This window comes from Marivirga lumbricoides (assembly GCF_014636295.1).
Classification (GTDB): domain Bacteria; phylum Bacteroidota; class Bacteroidia; order Cytophagales; family Cyclobacteriaceae; genus Marivirga; species Marivirga lumbricoides.
On record NZ_BMEC01000014.1, the window covers coordinates 113,287 to 127,787 of the forward strand.

Genomic DNA, 14,501 nt, shown 5'->3' on the forward strand with positions numbered 1-14,501 from the left:
ATTTCAATAGATTATTCATATAAAATTATTTACTTCAAATATAATATCATACATCCATACAAATAACTAAAAACAAACAAATTATTTAAAAAACATCTTAAAATTCAACTAAAAAATAAATAAATTCAATAATCACAGAATAACACCACTAAATTAGAGTACATACTAAAAAAAACTTACATCTCATCCATACCAGTAACCCCACCAGACACAATGAATTTCATAGCGGTAGTTCCATTGATCTCCCAAGGTTTTATCAAGTCATTGGAAACAATTAAAATATTACCTGAAAAATTGTAGGAATGCGGAAGATATACAGAACAATGGCCTGGTAATTTTAACTTTTCAAGATCATCCTGCGTAATAAACCCAGGTTTGAGAATTTTACCCAAAGTATCAAATTGAACCATTACAGGTTTATTGAATTTTCTCTTCTCTCCTACAAAGGCACCTATCAAATCCTTAATAGAATTATATATTAAACTTAGCAAAGGAATTTTATTGATAAACTGATCGAAGAGTTCAATAAAAGGCTTCATAAAATAGGTGGAAGCTAAATAACCAATCCCAACAATTCCTGTAATGAGGATTATTACCCCCAAACCGGGAATATTAAAGGGTAAAAGACCATCCAGCCAGACGAAAACAGCTTGAAACACCATAATCGTAAAAGCAATAGGTGCAACAAATAATATTCCTCGAAAGAAATAAGATAGTATCTTATTAAAGGCAGAATTCTTCATATCAAATATTCAAAATAAAACTCACAACTATTAAACGAAAAAAGCCCTGATGCAATGCATCAAGGCTTCAAATATCAATTAAATTCTAATTAAATTGAAATCCCCATGAAAGACATAAAGGCAATACCCATTAACCCTGTTATAAGCATTGTAATTCCTAAGCCTTTTAATCCATCAGGAACATTTGAATATTTTAATCTTTCACGAATGGCGGCCAATGCAATAATAGCTAAAAACCAACCAATTCCTGAGGAAAATCCATAAACACCAGCTTCTGCCAGGCTATACTCTCTTTGGGCCATAAATAAAGACGAGCCCAAAATAGCACAGTTTACAGCAATAAGTGGTAAAAATATACCTAATGATCCATAAAGAGCAGGAGAAACCTTCTCAATAACCATTTCTACCAACTGAACCATTGAAGCAATTACTGCAATAAACATGATAAAGCTAAGAAAGCTAAGATCTAAGTTTTTCAATGTCTCACTTTCAGAGTTAATCCAGGTTAATGCCCCCTGGTTAAGCACTTTCTCTTGTAATAGCCAGTTTACAGGTACAGTAATTGTTAATACAAAAACTACGGCCAGGCCAAGTCCAAAGGCTGTGCTTACTTTTTTAGAAACCGCTAAGAAAGAACACATACCTAAGAAATAGGCAAAAACCATGTTCTCAATAAAAATTGATTTTATTCCGAGATTTATTAATTCCATTTTGTTATTCTTTTAGCGATTAATGTTCTACGTAGCCAGTTTTAGTACGCTGTACCCAGATAATAAGACCAAGTATAAAAAATGCTCCTACAGGAGTCACCATAATACCATTTGCCTGATAATCAAAGCCAACCCATCCTTCAGAAGAGAATCCAATAGCTTCAAATACTTTGTAACCAAAGATGGCACCTGAACCAAACAATTCTCTGAAGAATGCAACTGCCAAAATAATCCATGCATATCCTAAACCGTTTCCTAATCCATCAAGAATAGAATCATAAGGTTTATTACCCATGGCATATGCTTCCAAACGCCCCATTACAATACAGTTGGTAATAATCAAACCAACAAATACACTTAATTCCTTATACATATCAAATGCAAAAGCTTTAAGCACTTCGTTCACTAATGTTACCAAAGTTGCGATTACAGCCAATTGAACAATAATCCTTACCCTACCAGGTATCAACTTTCGCATTAAGGAAATTGAAAGGTTAGCGAAAACTACCACAAAGATCACGGCTATTGACATCACCAATGTAGGTTTCATTTGAGTTGTTACGGCTAATGCGGAACATATTCCCAGTACCTGAATAGTAATTGGGTTGTCGTCACTTAAAGGATCATTTATTAAGCCTCTTCTTCTTTTAGATAAAAGAGCTTCCGATTCTTTTTTAACTTCTTTTTCTACAGTTTCTGTACTCATAATAATAAAATCTAAATATTAAAGAGTGGCTGTTGGGCCTTGCTTCTCAAAATAAGGCTGGTAATAGCTGAAGTATTTTTTTAACATCGCATCTACTCCATCCCCTGTAATTGTTGCACCGGACATACCATCAACATGGTGTGCGTCCAATTTGCTCTCAGGATTATTCTCTCCTTTTAGCATCTCAACAGATACAAGTTCACCCTGTTCATTATAAAGTTCTTTACCTTTATATCTAGCCTGAACTTCAGGTTCTGTTATTCTAGCTCCTAAACCCGGAGTTTCACCGGCATGAGAGAAAACAGCTCCTTTAATCTGCTTTCCTTCAGTATCCAAAGCTACAAAACCCCAGATGCTATCCCATAATCCACTTCCGTATACTGGTAAGATATAAGATTCTACAGTCTCTCCACCATTTTCTCCCATGAATTTAAACACAGGATAAAGTCTATCTTTAGGATCAAGCTTGTATTGCTTTTCAATACTAACATTCTCTGCTATTAAAGGTTCTCCTTCTTCATCTTTTGTGATTACATTTCCCTGATAATCTACAACTTCAGATTCAATAACTTCATCGTAAACAGCAAGAATATCTGCATCATCATCCAAAGTCATAACCGCTCCTAAGATTTGCTTCTTAGTATCCAGCTCTACTGATTTTTTCTGAAAAGGAGCTAAACCTTGTGATGTAGCTGCCAGTAATCCGCCTAATACTACTGTGAGTATAACGGAAAATAAAATTACATATAAATTAGACTGTCGCACGTTTTAACCTCCTGTTTTTATTAGATTGAACAACATAATGATCGATTAATGGAGCAAACACATTCATTAAAAGAATTGCCAGCATAATTCCTTCAGGATAAGCCGGGTTAAATACTCTTATAATTACAGTAAGCACTCCTATTAGTATACCGTAAATCCACTTTCCGGTTTCAGTATGTGCAGCTGATACTGGATCAGTTGCCATAAATACTGCACCAAAAGCCAAACCTCCTATTACAAGGTGATAATGCGCAGGCATATCCATAAAGGCATTGTAACCTATTGCATTAAACCCTAAGCCCATTAACCAGGCCCCTGCAAATACACTTAATATAATTTTCCAGCTTCCTACTCCGGTAATTATTAAAATTAATGCACCTACCAAAACACATAAAGTAGAAGTTTCACCAATAGAACCGGGAATAGCTCCTAAAAACATATTTTGGAAAGTATACATACCTTCAGCCCAATAATTTGAAAAAGCTTCTAAAACTGTACCTGCTCCATTTAAACCAGTATCATAAGCTACCGCTAAAGCAGTTGCTCCAGTATATCCGTCAACAGGTGTTGCATCTCCCAAATAAGTCCAGACAGCACCAGAAATATCAGTTGGATAAGCAAAGTATAAGAAAGCTCTTGCAGTTAAGGCAATGTTCAAAATATTCATCCCTGTACCACCAAAAACCTCTTTGGCTATAATTACAGCGAAAACAGTTGCGAGCGCTACTTGCCAAAGCGGAATGTACGGAGGCATAATTAAAGCAATCAGCATTCCAGTTACAAGGTAACCTTCATTAACAGGGTGATTTCTAATTACGCATATTGCAAATTCAGTTCCCAAACCTACTGCATAAGATACTATTATAATAGGTAAAGCCTGCATGGCTCCAATACCTACTTTTTGCATGAAAGTAGCTGTTTCACCTATTGCTAAAAAGTGCTGATGACCTATATTCCATATTCCAAATAGTAAACAAGGAATCATTGCGATTACTACAGTAATCATCGTTCTCTTCAGATCGTTGGCATCACGAATCTGAACACCTTTTTGAGCAGTAACTAATTTTGGTCTGAATAAAATTGTTCTGTGTCCTTCGTAAAGCGTATAATATTTCTCGTATTTCCCCCCTTTTTCAAAAAGAGGTTCAATTTTGTCGAAGAATTTCTGTATTGGATTCATATTATATTATATAATTTTAAAAGATGCTTTTGCAGTTCCCTGCTTAAGCATCGGAATTATCCATTAATCATTAAATTGATTCCTGTTCTCAATATTCTTTGTAAGTCATGCTTAGAAACATCTATAAACTCACAAAGTGCAACATCTTCCTCAACTAATTCCAAAATACCCAAGGCTTCCATTTCATCGAAGTCCTCAGCCATAATTGCTTTAAAAAGATACATTGGAAGAATATCCATCGGAAGTACTTTTTCAAACCTACCGGTCATTACAAAAGCTCTTTCTTCTCCGTTTGTGTTAGTATTTAATACGTACTCTTTCTTTTTATTCAAAAATGAAAGTAAACCTATGGCCCTGTAAAAGCTAAGTTTTTTAGTGGTTGGTTTTATCCAGCCTAATAACTCTTCAAAATCTCCTTCAGGCAATACTGTAATTTGCTCATCGTAAAAGCTTAAGTATCCATCAGCATTAATTCTTTCTCCAGTTAATGGATTACCACTTACATAGCGAACATGATCTCCTTTAATATTATCTTTTATAATATTTTTAATAGAAGCTCCTGAGAAAGTTTTATAGTATTTAGGCTCTTTTACCTCTGAACCTGTTAAGGCTATAATTTTAGAGGCATCATATCTTCCCTCTAAAAACAATTTACCAATTTGAATTACCCCGTAAGGTTTTACTGTCCATGCAATATCTCCTTTACCAATAGGATCTAAATGATGAATCTGTACACCTACGTTTCCGGCAGGGTGTGGACCAGAGAATTTATTGATCTGAACATTTTCAGCTTGAGAAAACATTTTTGAGTTCTCATTATCTGCTGACACATTTAAATGAACAGTTCCCTTTGTTATTTTTTTGATAATTTCAAGACCTGCCTGAAATGCTTCTTCCTGACCTTTATAAGCAAAATCGTAATCAGGAGCTAAAGGATGCGTATCAAAAGCTGAAATAAATATAGCTTTTGGCTCATCCTGAGGATTGGCAACGATGCCGTACGGCCTTTGTATAACATTTGGCCAAACACCGGCTTTCAGCATTTGCTCTAACGCTTTCTCTTTGCTTAAACCACTCCGGATATCAGAGATACTGAATTTATCGAAAGACTCGTATTCGTTTTCTTTATCCGCTAAAATTACTATTTCAAGTAACTTTCTTTTATCTCCTCTTTTAATCTGTGCTATTTCTCCACTAACAGGGGAGCAGTAGAGCACATTTTCTGTCATTTTATCAAAAAGAAGCGGTGTACCGGCCTTTACTGCATCTCCCTCATCCACCATAAGTTTAGGGCGCGTAATGCTCGGGAAGTCGGTTGGCTTGATGGCAAAAGTTTCAGGCTTAGGAGCTTCTGAAACTACTTTAGCAGCTTTTCCTGCCAGATTAATATCAAAGCCTTTTGTTAATTTAATGGTTTGAGACATGTCTTTATTTACGAATGAACTCTTATTTGAAATCGTGGCAAAATTAATAATTTTTTAACTAATAAAAACGATTTTAAAGATTATTACTTAGCTAAATATCTCTTAATTTACCTACTTATGGACATTACCATGGGAGAATTTTCTATTGCTTCTTTCACCCTTTCCATTAGCCACATTGGAGTAGAAGTTGCACCACATATTCCCACAGAAGTTTTATCAGTAAACCAAGAATCGTCTATTTCATTTTCATTTTCTATAAAATAACTTTCAGGGTTGTTTTGTTTACAAACTTGAAATAAAGCTTTTCCATTAGAGCTTTTCTTTCCACTTACAAACAAGATCACATCATGCATTTGGGAAAATTTAGTTAAACGAGGTTCTCTGTTGGATACCTGCCTGCAAATACTATCATTCGCATAAAACTCTTCAGCATCTAATTCTTGCTGCTTGGTCTGTTTGGCTTCTTTAATTTTCGCTTCAATAATATTCTTAATCCTGTAGAAGCCAGAAGTGCTTTTTGTGGTTTGGCTAAAAAGAGTAACTGGTCTGTTAAAATCTATCTGTTTAAGATCTTCATCATCAGCCACAATTATAGCATTACCATTGGTTTGTCCCGTTAGTCCTGTTACTTCTGCATGTCCTTTCTTACCATAAATTACCACCTGGCCTTTACCTTCCTGCATTTTATCGTAAGAGTTTTTCACTCTATTCTGAAGCTTAAGTACTACAGGACAACTAGCATCTATCAACTCAATGTTGTTTTTAAGCGCAACTTTATAAGTTTCAGGTGGCTCCCCATGGGCTCTGATCAATACTTTACAGTCACTCAAATTTTCAAGCTCAGCATGATCTATTACACGAAGTCCTTTTTTATGAAGCCGTGCTACTTCCATATCATTATGAACTATATCACCTAAGCAATATAAAGTGCCACTCTCCTCCATAGCATCTTCAGCCATTCTTATAGCATATTCAACACCAAAACAATAACCTGAATCCTGATCTATACTTACCTGTAATTTACTCATTGTGTTTTATCATTTTCTCAGTTGCCAACTGCAAAACGTGCTCTACCTGTTCCTCAAGTGTTAAAAAGTTTGTGCTTAACATTATCGCATCTTCTGCAATAATAAGAGGGTTCTCCTTTCGTTCAGAGTCCATTTTATCCCGCTGTTTAAGGTTTTCTTCAATGGTGGGCAAATCTACTAATTCTCCTTTTGCAAGAAGTTCCTTTTGCCGCCTTTCTGCACGAATCTCCATGTCAGCATTCATGAAAACCTTAAGTTCAGCATTTGGAAACACATTAGACCCAATGTCTCTTCCATCCATTACCACACCCTTTTTTCTACCGAGTTTTCTCTGCTGATGCACCATGCATTTTCTCACTTCAGGTATTGCACTTACTTCGCTCACCCTTTGTGAAACATGCATTTTCCTTATTTCCTTTTCAACATTTAATCCATTCAGATAAGTTTCACTGAAACCGATTCTTTCGTTAAACACAAAAGAAACATCGATATTCTCCATAGCTTTACTTACCTCTTTAGGATTGGCAGGATTTACATAGTTATTAATAAAATAAAGCGTTACTGCCCTGTACATAGCTCCGGAATCAATATATTTATAACCAAGCCTATTGGCTACTTCCTTGGCTGTGCTACTTTTACCACAAGCTGAAAATCCATCAATAGCTATTACTATTTTTTTCATTTCAACAATCTTTTATAGGGCATGGTAAAGGTTTACGCTTATTAATTCCTTTTCTACCTTTATTTGCCGCACAACCGGCAAACAGAAAACAGAATAAGGTTATAAATAGAAATATTTTAGCTATTGATTTAAAAGTCATTGGCTTTGTGTAAAGGAAATAATAATCATTTCTGTGCAAATATAATATTTCTTAATTGACTTACCTTGATTACACTAAATTGCTTTGAAGAGAAACATTACATTACAAACTAAAGGAAAATAGCTTCTTTAATTAAAGCCCTATAAAGTAACATTTGATGAATAAGCTAGTATAATACATAATAAGAACAAACAATATAATTTATTGCTTAATTTCTTAACTAATAATAAAACACATTGTAATGAAAAAAAATACGATAGAATATACCGGAATCATTGGAGGTATTATTATTTTAAGTGGTTTATTAATTTATTTTTTGATAATGAAAGCACTTGGTTTAGCTCACATTTCTGAGCTCAGAATTTTTAATGCAGTGTTCATGTTTGCCGGTATCTTTTACACTATAAGAACATTTAAAAAAAGGACAGATAACTTCAGCTTTTTCAGGTCTTTGGGAGCGGGTTTTCTGGCTGCAAGTAGTGCAACTCTTATTTTTTCATTATTTATGATGGCTTACGCAGCTTTTTTAAATCCCGACTTTCTATCTAATATAAATATTACCAGGTCTTTTGGAGTTTTTGGAGATAAAATTAACCCATTCGTAATTGGAATTGTCACATTAAGTGAAGGCATGTTTTCCGGATCCATAATGACTTTAGGAGTAGCACTATGGTTCAAAAGACAATTAACCTCTAAAGAATTCCTTCGTGAAGAATTAGACTCAGAAAAAACCAAATAATAGACTCTATACCCCAACCAAAGCTTCCCTCAGATAAGTAGAAGCCACTACTCCTCTTAAGCCAATAACAATTAGGTACCTGAACTTGTTGCTAATGTAAGAATATAATTTTCATACATTAACCAAGGAAACCATGGATAAGAAAAGTATAGAATTTAACGGTTTAATAGGTGGGCTTTTTATCTTTATTGGTCTGCTGATTTTCTTTTTTATCATGAGTTTGTTGGGTCTGGTACACAACCTAGAACTCAGGGCGCTAAATTTATTTATCATGGCTGGGGGTGTTTATTTCTCTATAAAAAACATTAAGAGAAGAAATAAAGACTTTGATTATTTAAAAGGTATGGGTACAGGGTTTCTTGCGGCCATAAGTTCTTCCCTTGCATTTGCTTTATTTAATATACTTTTCCTTACTGTAGTAAATCCTGATTTTATGACTGAAGTAATTGCAGAGGAGCCGTTCGGTTCATATCTTACTCCCTTTACTGTTGCTATAGTGATTTTAATGGAGGGGGTAGCATCTGGTTTTCTATTTACTTTTGGAATAATGCAGTGGTTCAAGAGAAGAGAAGGAAACAGAAAAGCTGTTTATAAGCAAGAAGATTCTTCTGAAAGAAAATAGTAATAAAGCTGAACACTGTTTTTTCTAATAATTATTATGTATTTTAGTACTCTTCAAGAAAAAATAGACATGGAAAAAACACAAGGTAAAGCGGAAGATTTTTTTAGTAAAGCAGGAAAGAAAATCGATGAATTAGTTGAAGAACTAAAGCATTCTGACATTGCAAAAAAGATCGATTTAAAAGAGAGACTTGCTGAATTAAAGAGAAATAAGGAAAAATTAGAGAGAGATTTCGAAAATTTTACTACAGATAATCAACAAAACTTCAAAGACATTGTCAATAGTTTTGAAGAATCGTTTCAGGATATTAAATCTGCTTTTCAAAAAGCAACCAAAAACAATTCGAAAGGCTAATGCTTGAATCAAAAACCTTTTAAAAAGGATAACCAATTCCAATGTTTAAAGCAGGTCCATAATTTCTCCTGTTGCCAAGGTTCCATTCATCCACAGTCCATCTTTCTCCCTGATCTCTGGCAGGGTCATACACCTTAAAAGCTACGTCAAACCTTAGGAGCAGGAAGGAAAAATCGATTCTTATTCCAAAACCAGTACCCACTGCAATTTCTTTATGGAAACGACTAAAAGAAAACTCACTTCCAGGCTTTTCTCTTTCATCAAAGTTCCAAACGTTACCTGCATCAATAAACACGGCTCCATCTAAAAATCCCACCAGGTTTCTACGCGCCTCCACACTGGCTTCCAGAATTATTTCTCCCGGCTGCTCAAATCTGTAATCAAAATTACCACTTGCACTGTCTATTGCAACAAAGCTTCCCGGACCGAGCCTTCGTGGCGCCCATGCTCTGATACTATTACTTCCTCCTGCAAAAAAATATTTCTCGTAGGGCAATATTCCTTGGGCAAATCTTCCGTATGGCCGCGCAGCTCCAACATTAATTCTAAAAGCTAAAGTGCTTTCCTTACCGTAGGGAAGGTAATGTCTAAAATCAACGGCCATTTTAAGAAATTGAAAATTAGCCAAATCAGATTCATCAGCAATTTCTGCTACAGCATCTATATTAAGTAAATTCCCACCAGCTTCTCCATAAAACTTGATAAAGCTGGCCTTATTTGCACCCAACCCATATTCATTAAAGCTTTTAGTGACACTTAAATAACTGCTGGAAACAAAAGAAGGTAAAAAAGCCCTGCTCAGTTGTTGTCCAAATCTACTTTGTGTCTCCAATGCCGCAGCAAAAGTACTATCCAGCTTTGATTCAATTAAATTAATATCAGCAAGCGTAAAATCATAAAACCATTCTTTTTTATTCTGCCAGGAATAACCATATGAAGCATTAAAATTACTTCTTGTAAACTCCGGCCGATCGGTAAAACTATAGCCTATTCCTGTTCTTGTTTTGGGGTTTAGTAAACCAAATTTAGTTTTAATAGTGCTACCGTAAGGCAACAAAAAATGTGGAAAGGTAAGAGATAAATTCAATCTTGCTTCAGTAGCTGTAGTCACCTGTGTTTGATCTGAAAGATTAGCTACTGCATCAAAACCTACCCGGCCAGAAAGCTCTAAAATTTCTATGCCCCCAAAAGGATTTCTGTTCTTAAGAGACACATTATAAAAAGGCCCGGGAAGTCCGAAAGTAACATTAACATTTACACCTACCTCATTACTGACCTGATATTTATCTAAAGGACTGGTGAAAACATTGGCAATAAACTCTCCTCCTGCTGTGTCATATTTAATATTTACAAAACGAAACATGTCCAGGTTAGCCAGCTGCCTTTGAGTGGTAAATGTTTCATCTAAGCTATAAAGTGCACCCGGCCTGATAAAGACCCGCTGATCTAGAATTTTCTTTCTATAGGATGATTTGTAATAGTAGTAGTTTATGTTGTTAAATTTCTCTAATTGCCTTTTCCTTCCTCCAAGTTGGCTATTTACATCTGTTGTGAAATTAACTTCATTTATTTTATACTGCTTGTGAAAGGGCTGCTTTGCAGGTTTATTGATAATCACTTCAACTGACAATAGGTTGGTGTCTGCTGATTGGTAAACATTAAATTCTATAAACTGCCTATTAAAAGCATAATACCCATTATTCTTAAGAAGAATTTCAATTCTTTCTCTTTCTGCTCTTAATTCATTCTGATCGTAAGTGCTATTTTGACTCAACTTAACCTCATCCCTGGACTTTTCTAACAGGTTATAAATAGTAGTATCGTTACCAGTATTAAAAAATACAGTGTCTATTATATGAGGCGTCCCCTCTTCTACTAAATAATTAACGATTATACGTTTTTTCTGCAGGCCTGCCAGTTTTAATTGATAATCCACTTCCGCATCAAAATATCCCTTTGATTCATAAAAAAGCTGAATCTGGTTTTGTGTTTGTTCTGTCGCATTTGTATCATAAACAGCCAATGGTTCACCCCAACGCATAAGCAGGTTTCCTTCTTCAATTTTCTTATTGAGTTTGGAAGATTTTCTATTTAGCTTCCTTTGGTATTTACCTACCTTCTTTGGCCTTTGGTTTTCTGTAGCCCTTTCTATTTTCCTGTTATACCTACTCTTTAAGGTATCAAGTTCTGTCTCTAATGCAGCTTTATCGTAATTTTTCTTACCGATTTCGTAAAAAGCCACATATGGAGAAATGGGTAATAGAAGCAATCGACTATTGGGTTTTTGTACGAAAAGATCGTTCAACTCATCTGTTGAAATATTTTCATTACCTTTAACTTTCTGTTTGAATAGCAGCTTTTGATCGCCCTCAAGGTAGCGGGTACCCACGCAGGATGATAAAAAAACAATGGCAATTAAGAGTGTGTTTTTCAGATTAGAATTTACCAATTTTAAGGCTTCAGAATAAATGCTTACCAAGAATAATACAAAGTTCATCAAATCTCTGCAATTAAAGAAATTCAGACAAAAAGAACGACTATTTATTGTTGAAGGGGAGAAAAATACGGTTGAACTACTACAGTCATCTTACAAAATTCGTACCCTGATTATATCTTCAAAGTTTTCAGAGAAATATTCGCACATTTTAAGAGAGAAAAGTGTGGCTACCACAATTGCTGATGAAAAAACTATAGGTACATTAGGCACTTATCAATCTAACGAAATGGCCCTGGCAGTTGTGGAAGAACCCTCTTCCTTTTACTATAATGATTCGGGCTTCCAAATTATATTAGATGACATAAGAGACCCCGGTAATTTGGGTACGATTATCAGAATCGCTGATTGGTATGGAATTAAAAATATTATTTGTTCAGAAACCAGCTCTGAATTTTTCAATCCGAAAGTAATCAGTGCTTCAATGGGATCTATTTTTAGGGTGAATTTATTCAGACACGATTTAGAAGAGTTTCTTAATGAAAATCCTGAGAAAAAAGTCTACGGAGCTTTAATGAATGGAGAAAATGTTCATCAGGTTGAATTTGATCAGAATGGTTTCCTGATGATAGGAAACGAATCTCATGGAATAAGTAAAACGCTTCTACCTCTTATCTCACACAAAATCACAATTCCTCGACTAGGGTCTGCGGAATCGCTGAATGCAGCTATGGCCACAGGTATAATATGTGACAATGTATTTAGGAGAACCTAGGCAGAAGCAAAAGGCATTTAGAAGTAAAGACTGGAAATACTCACCTTAGAAAAAATCTTTACCTGCTGCTTCTTCAGTTACCCTTTTAGCATTTTCTTTTCCCAGGTATGAATCTATTAAACCGTGGGCCAGGTATAATAAAGGAGTAAGAATTATCGCTATCACACCTTTATAAATATAATTGATGGTTCCCACGGAAACAATTTGCTCAAACGACCAATTACCAAAAAGGTAAAAAGCTATTCCTAATACCAGATAACTATCAATTAGTTGACTCACCAGGGTGGATCCTGTAGCCCTCAGCCATATTTTTCCTTCTCCGGTAAATTTCCGTAATTTCTGAAAAACGAGGACATCTAAAAATTGCCCGACAAGAAATGCCGTTAAAGAACCAACTATAATTCCTAACCCCTGTCGGAAAATTAAAGAATACGCATCATTAATATTAAAATTATTTTTACCTGCATTTACTTCAATCCAAAAATCCGCAGGCGTAAGTTTAGTGACAACAAAAATTACAAGAAAAGAGTAGAGGATAAAAAAAGCTGTAAGAAAGCTGATTTTACGAACACCTTTTTTACCAAAGTATTCATTAATGATATCCGTGGTAATAAACACAATGGGCCATATAATTACACCGGCAGTAAGGTTAAAATCCAACACATAATCTCCAAACATTGGAATTTGTGCCGGAGCTAGCCCTAAAGTTTTTTCCGCAGAAAATATTTTCACCCCCAGGATTTCCGCCAGTAAAGCGTTGGTAAGAAAGATCCCGCTTAAAATAACAAACAAGTTTCTCTTCTTACTTTGAAAACTAGCCTGTTCAAAAGTATCTGCCATAAGGTTATTCCAAATTATTCAGGTATACTAAATTGCCTTCCTTCTTCCGCCAACTCCGAAAATTCAAAAATTTGTCTGGCTTCATCAAGCAAAGGCTGTAATTCTTTATATCTATTGGAGAAATGACCGATAATCAACTGGCTCACATTTGCCTGTTTGGCAATACTGGCCGCCTGTCGAACTGTGGTATGAAAAGTTTCTTCTGCTCTGTCGAGCATATCATGTAAAAAAGTACCTTCATGATACAAAAGATCAACCTCATTAATTAAAGGTATAAGGCTTTCATCATATTTTGTATCGGAGCAGTAGGCATAACTTCTGCTCTTTTTTGGTGGCAATGTGTAATCTACATTTTTATAGATTACATTTCCTAATTCATCTGTAATGTCATTACCGCCCTTTAGCTGATTAATTTGAACTATTGAAAATCGCTGATCTTCAATTTTTTCTTTAATTAATTTCCTTGGCTTTGGTTTTTCGCGGAACAAAAAACCATTGCATGGAATACGATGCTGAAGGGGAATGGTATGGACTGTTAACTTTTTCGTATCAAGAATTAACTCAGACTCTTTACTTCTTAGCTCTTTAAAATGTATTAAATAACTAAGTTTAGTATTTCCGTACTTTAGAGCAAGTGTAACAATTTCTGCCAAGCCCTCTGGCCCATACAAGTAAAGGTCATTTTTACGACCGTTAAGGTGCATGGTGAAAAGTAAACCCAGTAAACCCAGGTAATGGTCTCCGTGTAAATGACTGATAAAAATGTGGTTGAGGCGGTTTTTCCTCAACCCATATCTTTTCATTTGCATTTGCGCCCCTTCGCCACAATCCACCATAAAGTGTTGATCCTGAATTTGCAGAATTTGTGAGGTATGATGTCTGCCATGAGCAGGAGCCGCTGAATTTGATCCTAATATGTAAACTGAAAAAGACAAAATTTACTCTTCTGCCGCTCCGTCTTCTCTTAATCCTCTTTCCAACTCGTGCATAAAAACAGACTCAACTGCCTCATGTACAGTAGGCAATACATCAAAAACTTTATCTAACTGAGAAATTTTTATAAGCTTTTCTGTGTGTTCAGAAGGAGAAGCCAGCACAAAAGCACCACCTGACTCTGAAAATATTCTGTTCCCTACTAACAAAGCACTTAATCCTGATGAATCTATATATTTTACATCAGATAAATCAATTACAATATTGGGAACACCCTCTGCCTGCATAGTAATTAAATCGGATTTTAAAGAGGATGAGACGGTAGAATCTAATTTTTCTTCTTTTATTTTTAATAGTGAATATTTTTCGTCTTTATCAACTGAATACTTCATATAGCTATATTTATTATTAATTTACTTGTTTAGGT

The 14,501-nt window shown here is 35.1% G+C and carries 16 protein-coding genes; 4 read left to right on the plus strand and 12 right to left on the minus strand.

Translation table 11 applies throughout. The features are described from left to right. Nucleotides 1-176 precede the first annotated feature (176 nt). The 8 genes from IEV85_RS20015 to cmk form a co-directional block, all read right to left on the minus strand. Complete coding sequence (locus IEV85_RS20015) at nt 177-743, minus strand: DUF502 domain-containing protein (RefSeq protein WP_188466883.1); 567 nt, start codon at nt 741-743, stop codon at nt 177-179. An 89-nt stretch (nt 744-832) separates the two neighbouring features. Beyond that, on the minus strand, nt 833-1,453 hold the full coding sequence (gene nqrE / locus IEV85_RS20020; RefSeq protein ID WP_188466885.1) for an NADH:ubiquinone reductase (Na(+)-transporting) subunit E: 621 nt from the start codon (nt 1,451-1,453) through the stop codon (nt 833-835). Nucleotides 1,454-1,472: 19 nt separating this feature from the next. Further along, nucleotides 1,473-2,159, minus strand: coding sequence for an NADH:ubiquinone reductase (Na(+)-transporting) subunit D (locus tag IEV85_RS20025; protein WP_188466887.1), 687 nt, complete (start codon nt 2,157-2,159; stop codon nt 1,473-1,475). 18 nt (nt 2,160-2,177) lie between these two features. Further along, nucleotides 2,178-2,924, minus strand: a complete 747-nt coding sequence (nqrC, locus tag IEV85_RS20030; RefSeq protein ID WP_188466889.1) for an NADH:ubiquinone reductase (Na(+)-transporting) subunit C — start codon at nt 2,922-2,924, stop codon at nt 2,178-2,180. Next, complete coding sequence (locus tag IEV85_RS20035) at nt 2,911-4,104, minus strand: NADH:ubiquinone reductase (Na(+)-transporting) subunit B (protein ID WP_188466891.1); 1,194 nt, start codon at nt 4,102-4,104, stop codon at nt 2,911-2,913. Before IEV85_RS20035 ends, nqrC begins: the two co-directional genes overlap by 14 nt. Before the next feature lie 56 nt (nt 4,105-4,160). Then, on the minus strand, nt 4,161-5,528 hold the full coding sequence (locus IEV85_RS20040) for a Na(+)-translocating NADH-quinone reductase subunit A (protein WP_188466893.1): 1,368 nt from the start codon (nt 5,526-5,528) through the stop codon (nt 4,161-4,163). A 107-nt stretch (nt 5,529-5,635) separates the two neighbouring features. Beyond that, nucleotides 5,636-6,556 (minus strand): 4-hydroxy-3-methylbut-2-enyl diphosphate reductase, encoded by a 921-nt coding sequence (locus tag IEV85_RS20045; RefSeq protein WP_188466895.1) that lies wholly within the window; start codon nt 6,554-6,556, stop codon nt 5,636-5,638. Further along, nucleotides 6,549-7,238: a (d)CMP kinase gene (gene cmk, locus IEV85_RS20050; RefSeq protein WP_188466897.1), complete on the minus strand. Its 690-nt coding sequence runs from the start codon at nt 7,236-7,238 to the stop codon at nt 6,549-6,551. The genes IEV85_RS20045 and cmk overlap by 8 nt, the downstream gene beginning before the upstream one ends. Before the next feature lie 380 nt (nt 7,239-7,618). Between cmk and IEV85_RS20055 the strand changes: the two genes are divergently transcribed. The 3 genes from IEV85_RS20055 (at nt 7,619) to IEV85_RS20065 (ending at nt 9,092) form a co-directional block, all read left to right on the plus strand. Then, the gene (locus IEV85_RS20055; RefSeq protein ID WP_188466899.1) at nt 7,619-8,116 is read left to right on the plus strand and encodes a DUF4199 domain-containing protein; all 498 of its coding nucleotides are present in this window, start codon (nt 7,619-7,621) and stop codon (nt 8,114-8,116) included. Nucleotides 8,117-8,249: 133 nt separating this feature from the next. Beyond that, complete coding sequence (locus tag IEV85_RS20060; RefSeq protein ID WP_188466901.1) at nt 8,250-8,738, plus strand: DUF4199 domain-containing protein; 489 nt, start codon at nt 8,250-8,252, stop codon at nt 8,736-8,738. A 69-nt stretch (nt 8,739-8,807) separates the two neighbouring features. Continuing rightward, a complete protein-coding gene (locus IEV85_RS20065) occupies nt 8,808-9,092 on the plus strand; it encodes a hypothetical protein (protein ID WP_188466903.1) in 285 nt (94 codons plus the stop codon). A gap of 19 nt (nt 9,093-9,111) precedes the next feature. Here the strand turns inward: IEV85_RS20065 and tamL are convergent, their stop codons facing one another. Continuing rightward, a complete protein-coding gene (tamL, locus tag IEV85_RS20070; RefSeq protein WP_229712667.1) occupies nt 9,112-11,541 on the minus strand; it encodes a translocation and assembly module lipoprotein TamL in 2,430 nt (809 codons plus the stop codon). A gap of 19 nt (nt 11,542-11,560) precedes the next feature. Here tamL and IEV85_RS20075 point away from each other — a divergent pair, with 19 nt between their 5' ends. After that, entirely contained in the window at nt 11,561-12,301 is a 741-nt protein-coding gene (locus tag IEV85_RS20075) for an RNA methyltransferase (RefSeq protein ID WP_188466907.1), read from the plus strand. A 45-nt stretch (nt 12,302-12,346) separates the two neighbouring features. Here the strand turns inward: IEV85_RS20075 and IEV85_RS20080 are convergent, their stop codons facing one another. From IEV85_RS20080 to IEV85_RS20090, 3 genes are read right to left on the minus strand one after another with little or no spacing between them, the layout of a single operon-like run. Beyond that, nucleotides 12,347-13,141 (minus strand): queuosine precursor transporter, encoded by a 795-nt coding sequence (locus tag IEV85_RS20080; RefSeq protein ID WP_188466909.1) that lies wholly within the window; start codon nt 13,139-13,141, stop codon nt 12,347-12,349. Nucleotides 13,142-13,155: 14 nt separating this feature from the next. Next, the gene (locus tag IEV85_RS20085; protein ID WP_188466911.1) at nt 13,156-14,076 is read right to left on the minus strand and encodes a ribonuclease Z; all 921 of its coding nucleotides are present in this window, start codon (nt 14,074-14,076) and stop codon (nt 13,156-13,158) included. A gap of 3 nt (nt 14,077-14,079) precedes the next feature. Further along, on the minus strand, nt 14,080-14,466 hold the full coding sequence (locus IEV85_RS20090; RefSeq protein ID WP_188466913.1) for an STAS domain-containing protein: 387 nt from the start codon (nt 14,464-14,466) through the stop codon (nt 14,080-14,082). Nucleotides 14,467-14,501: the final 35 nt, after the last annotated feature.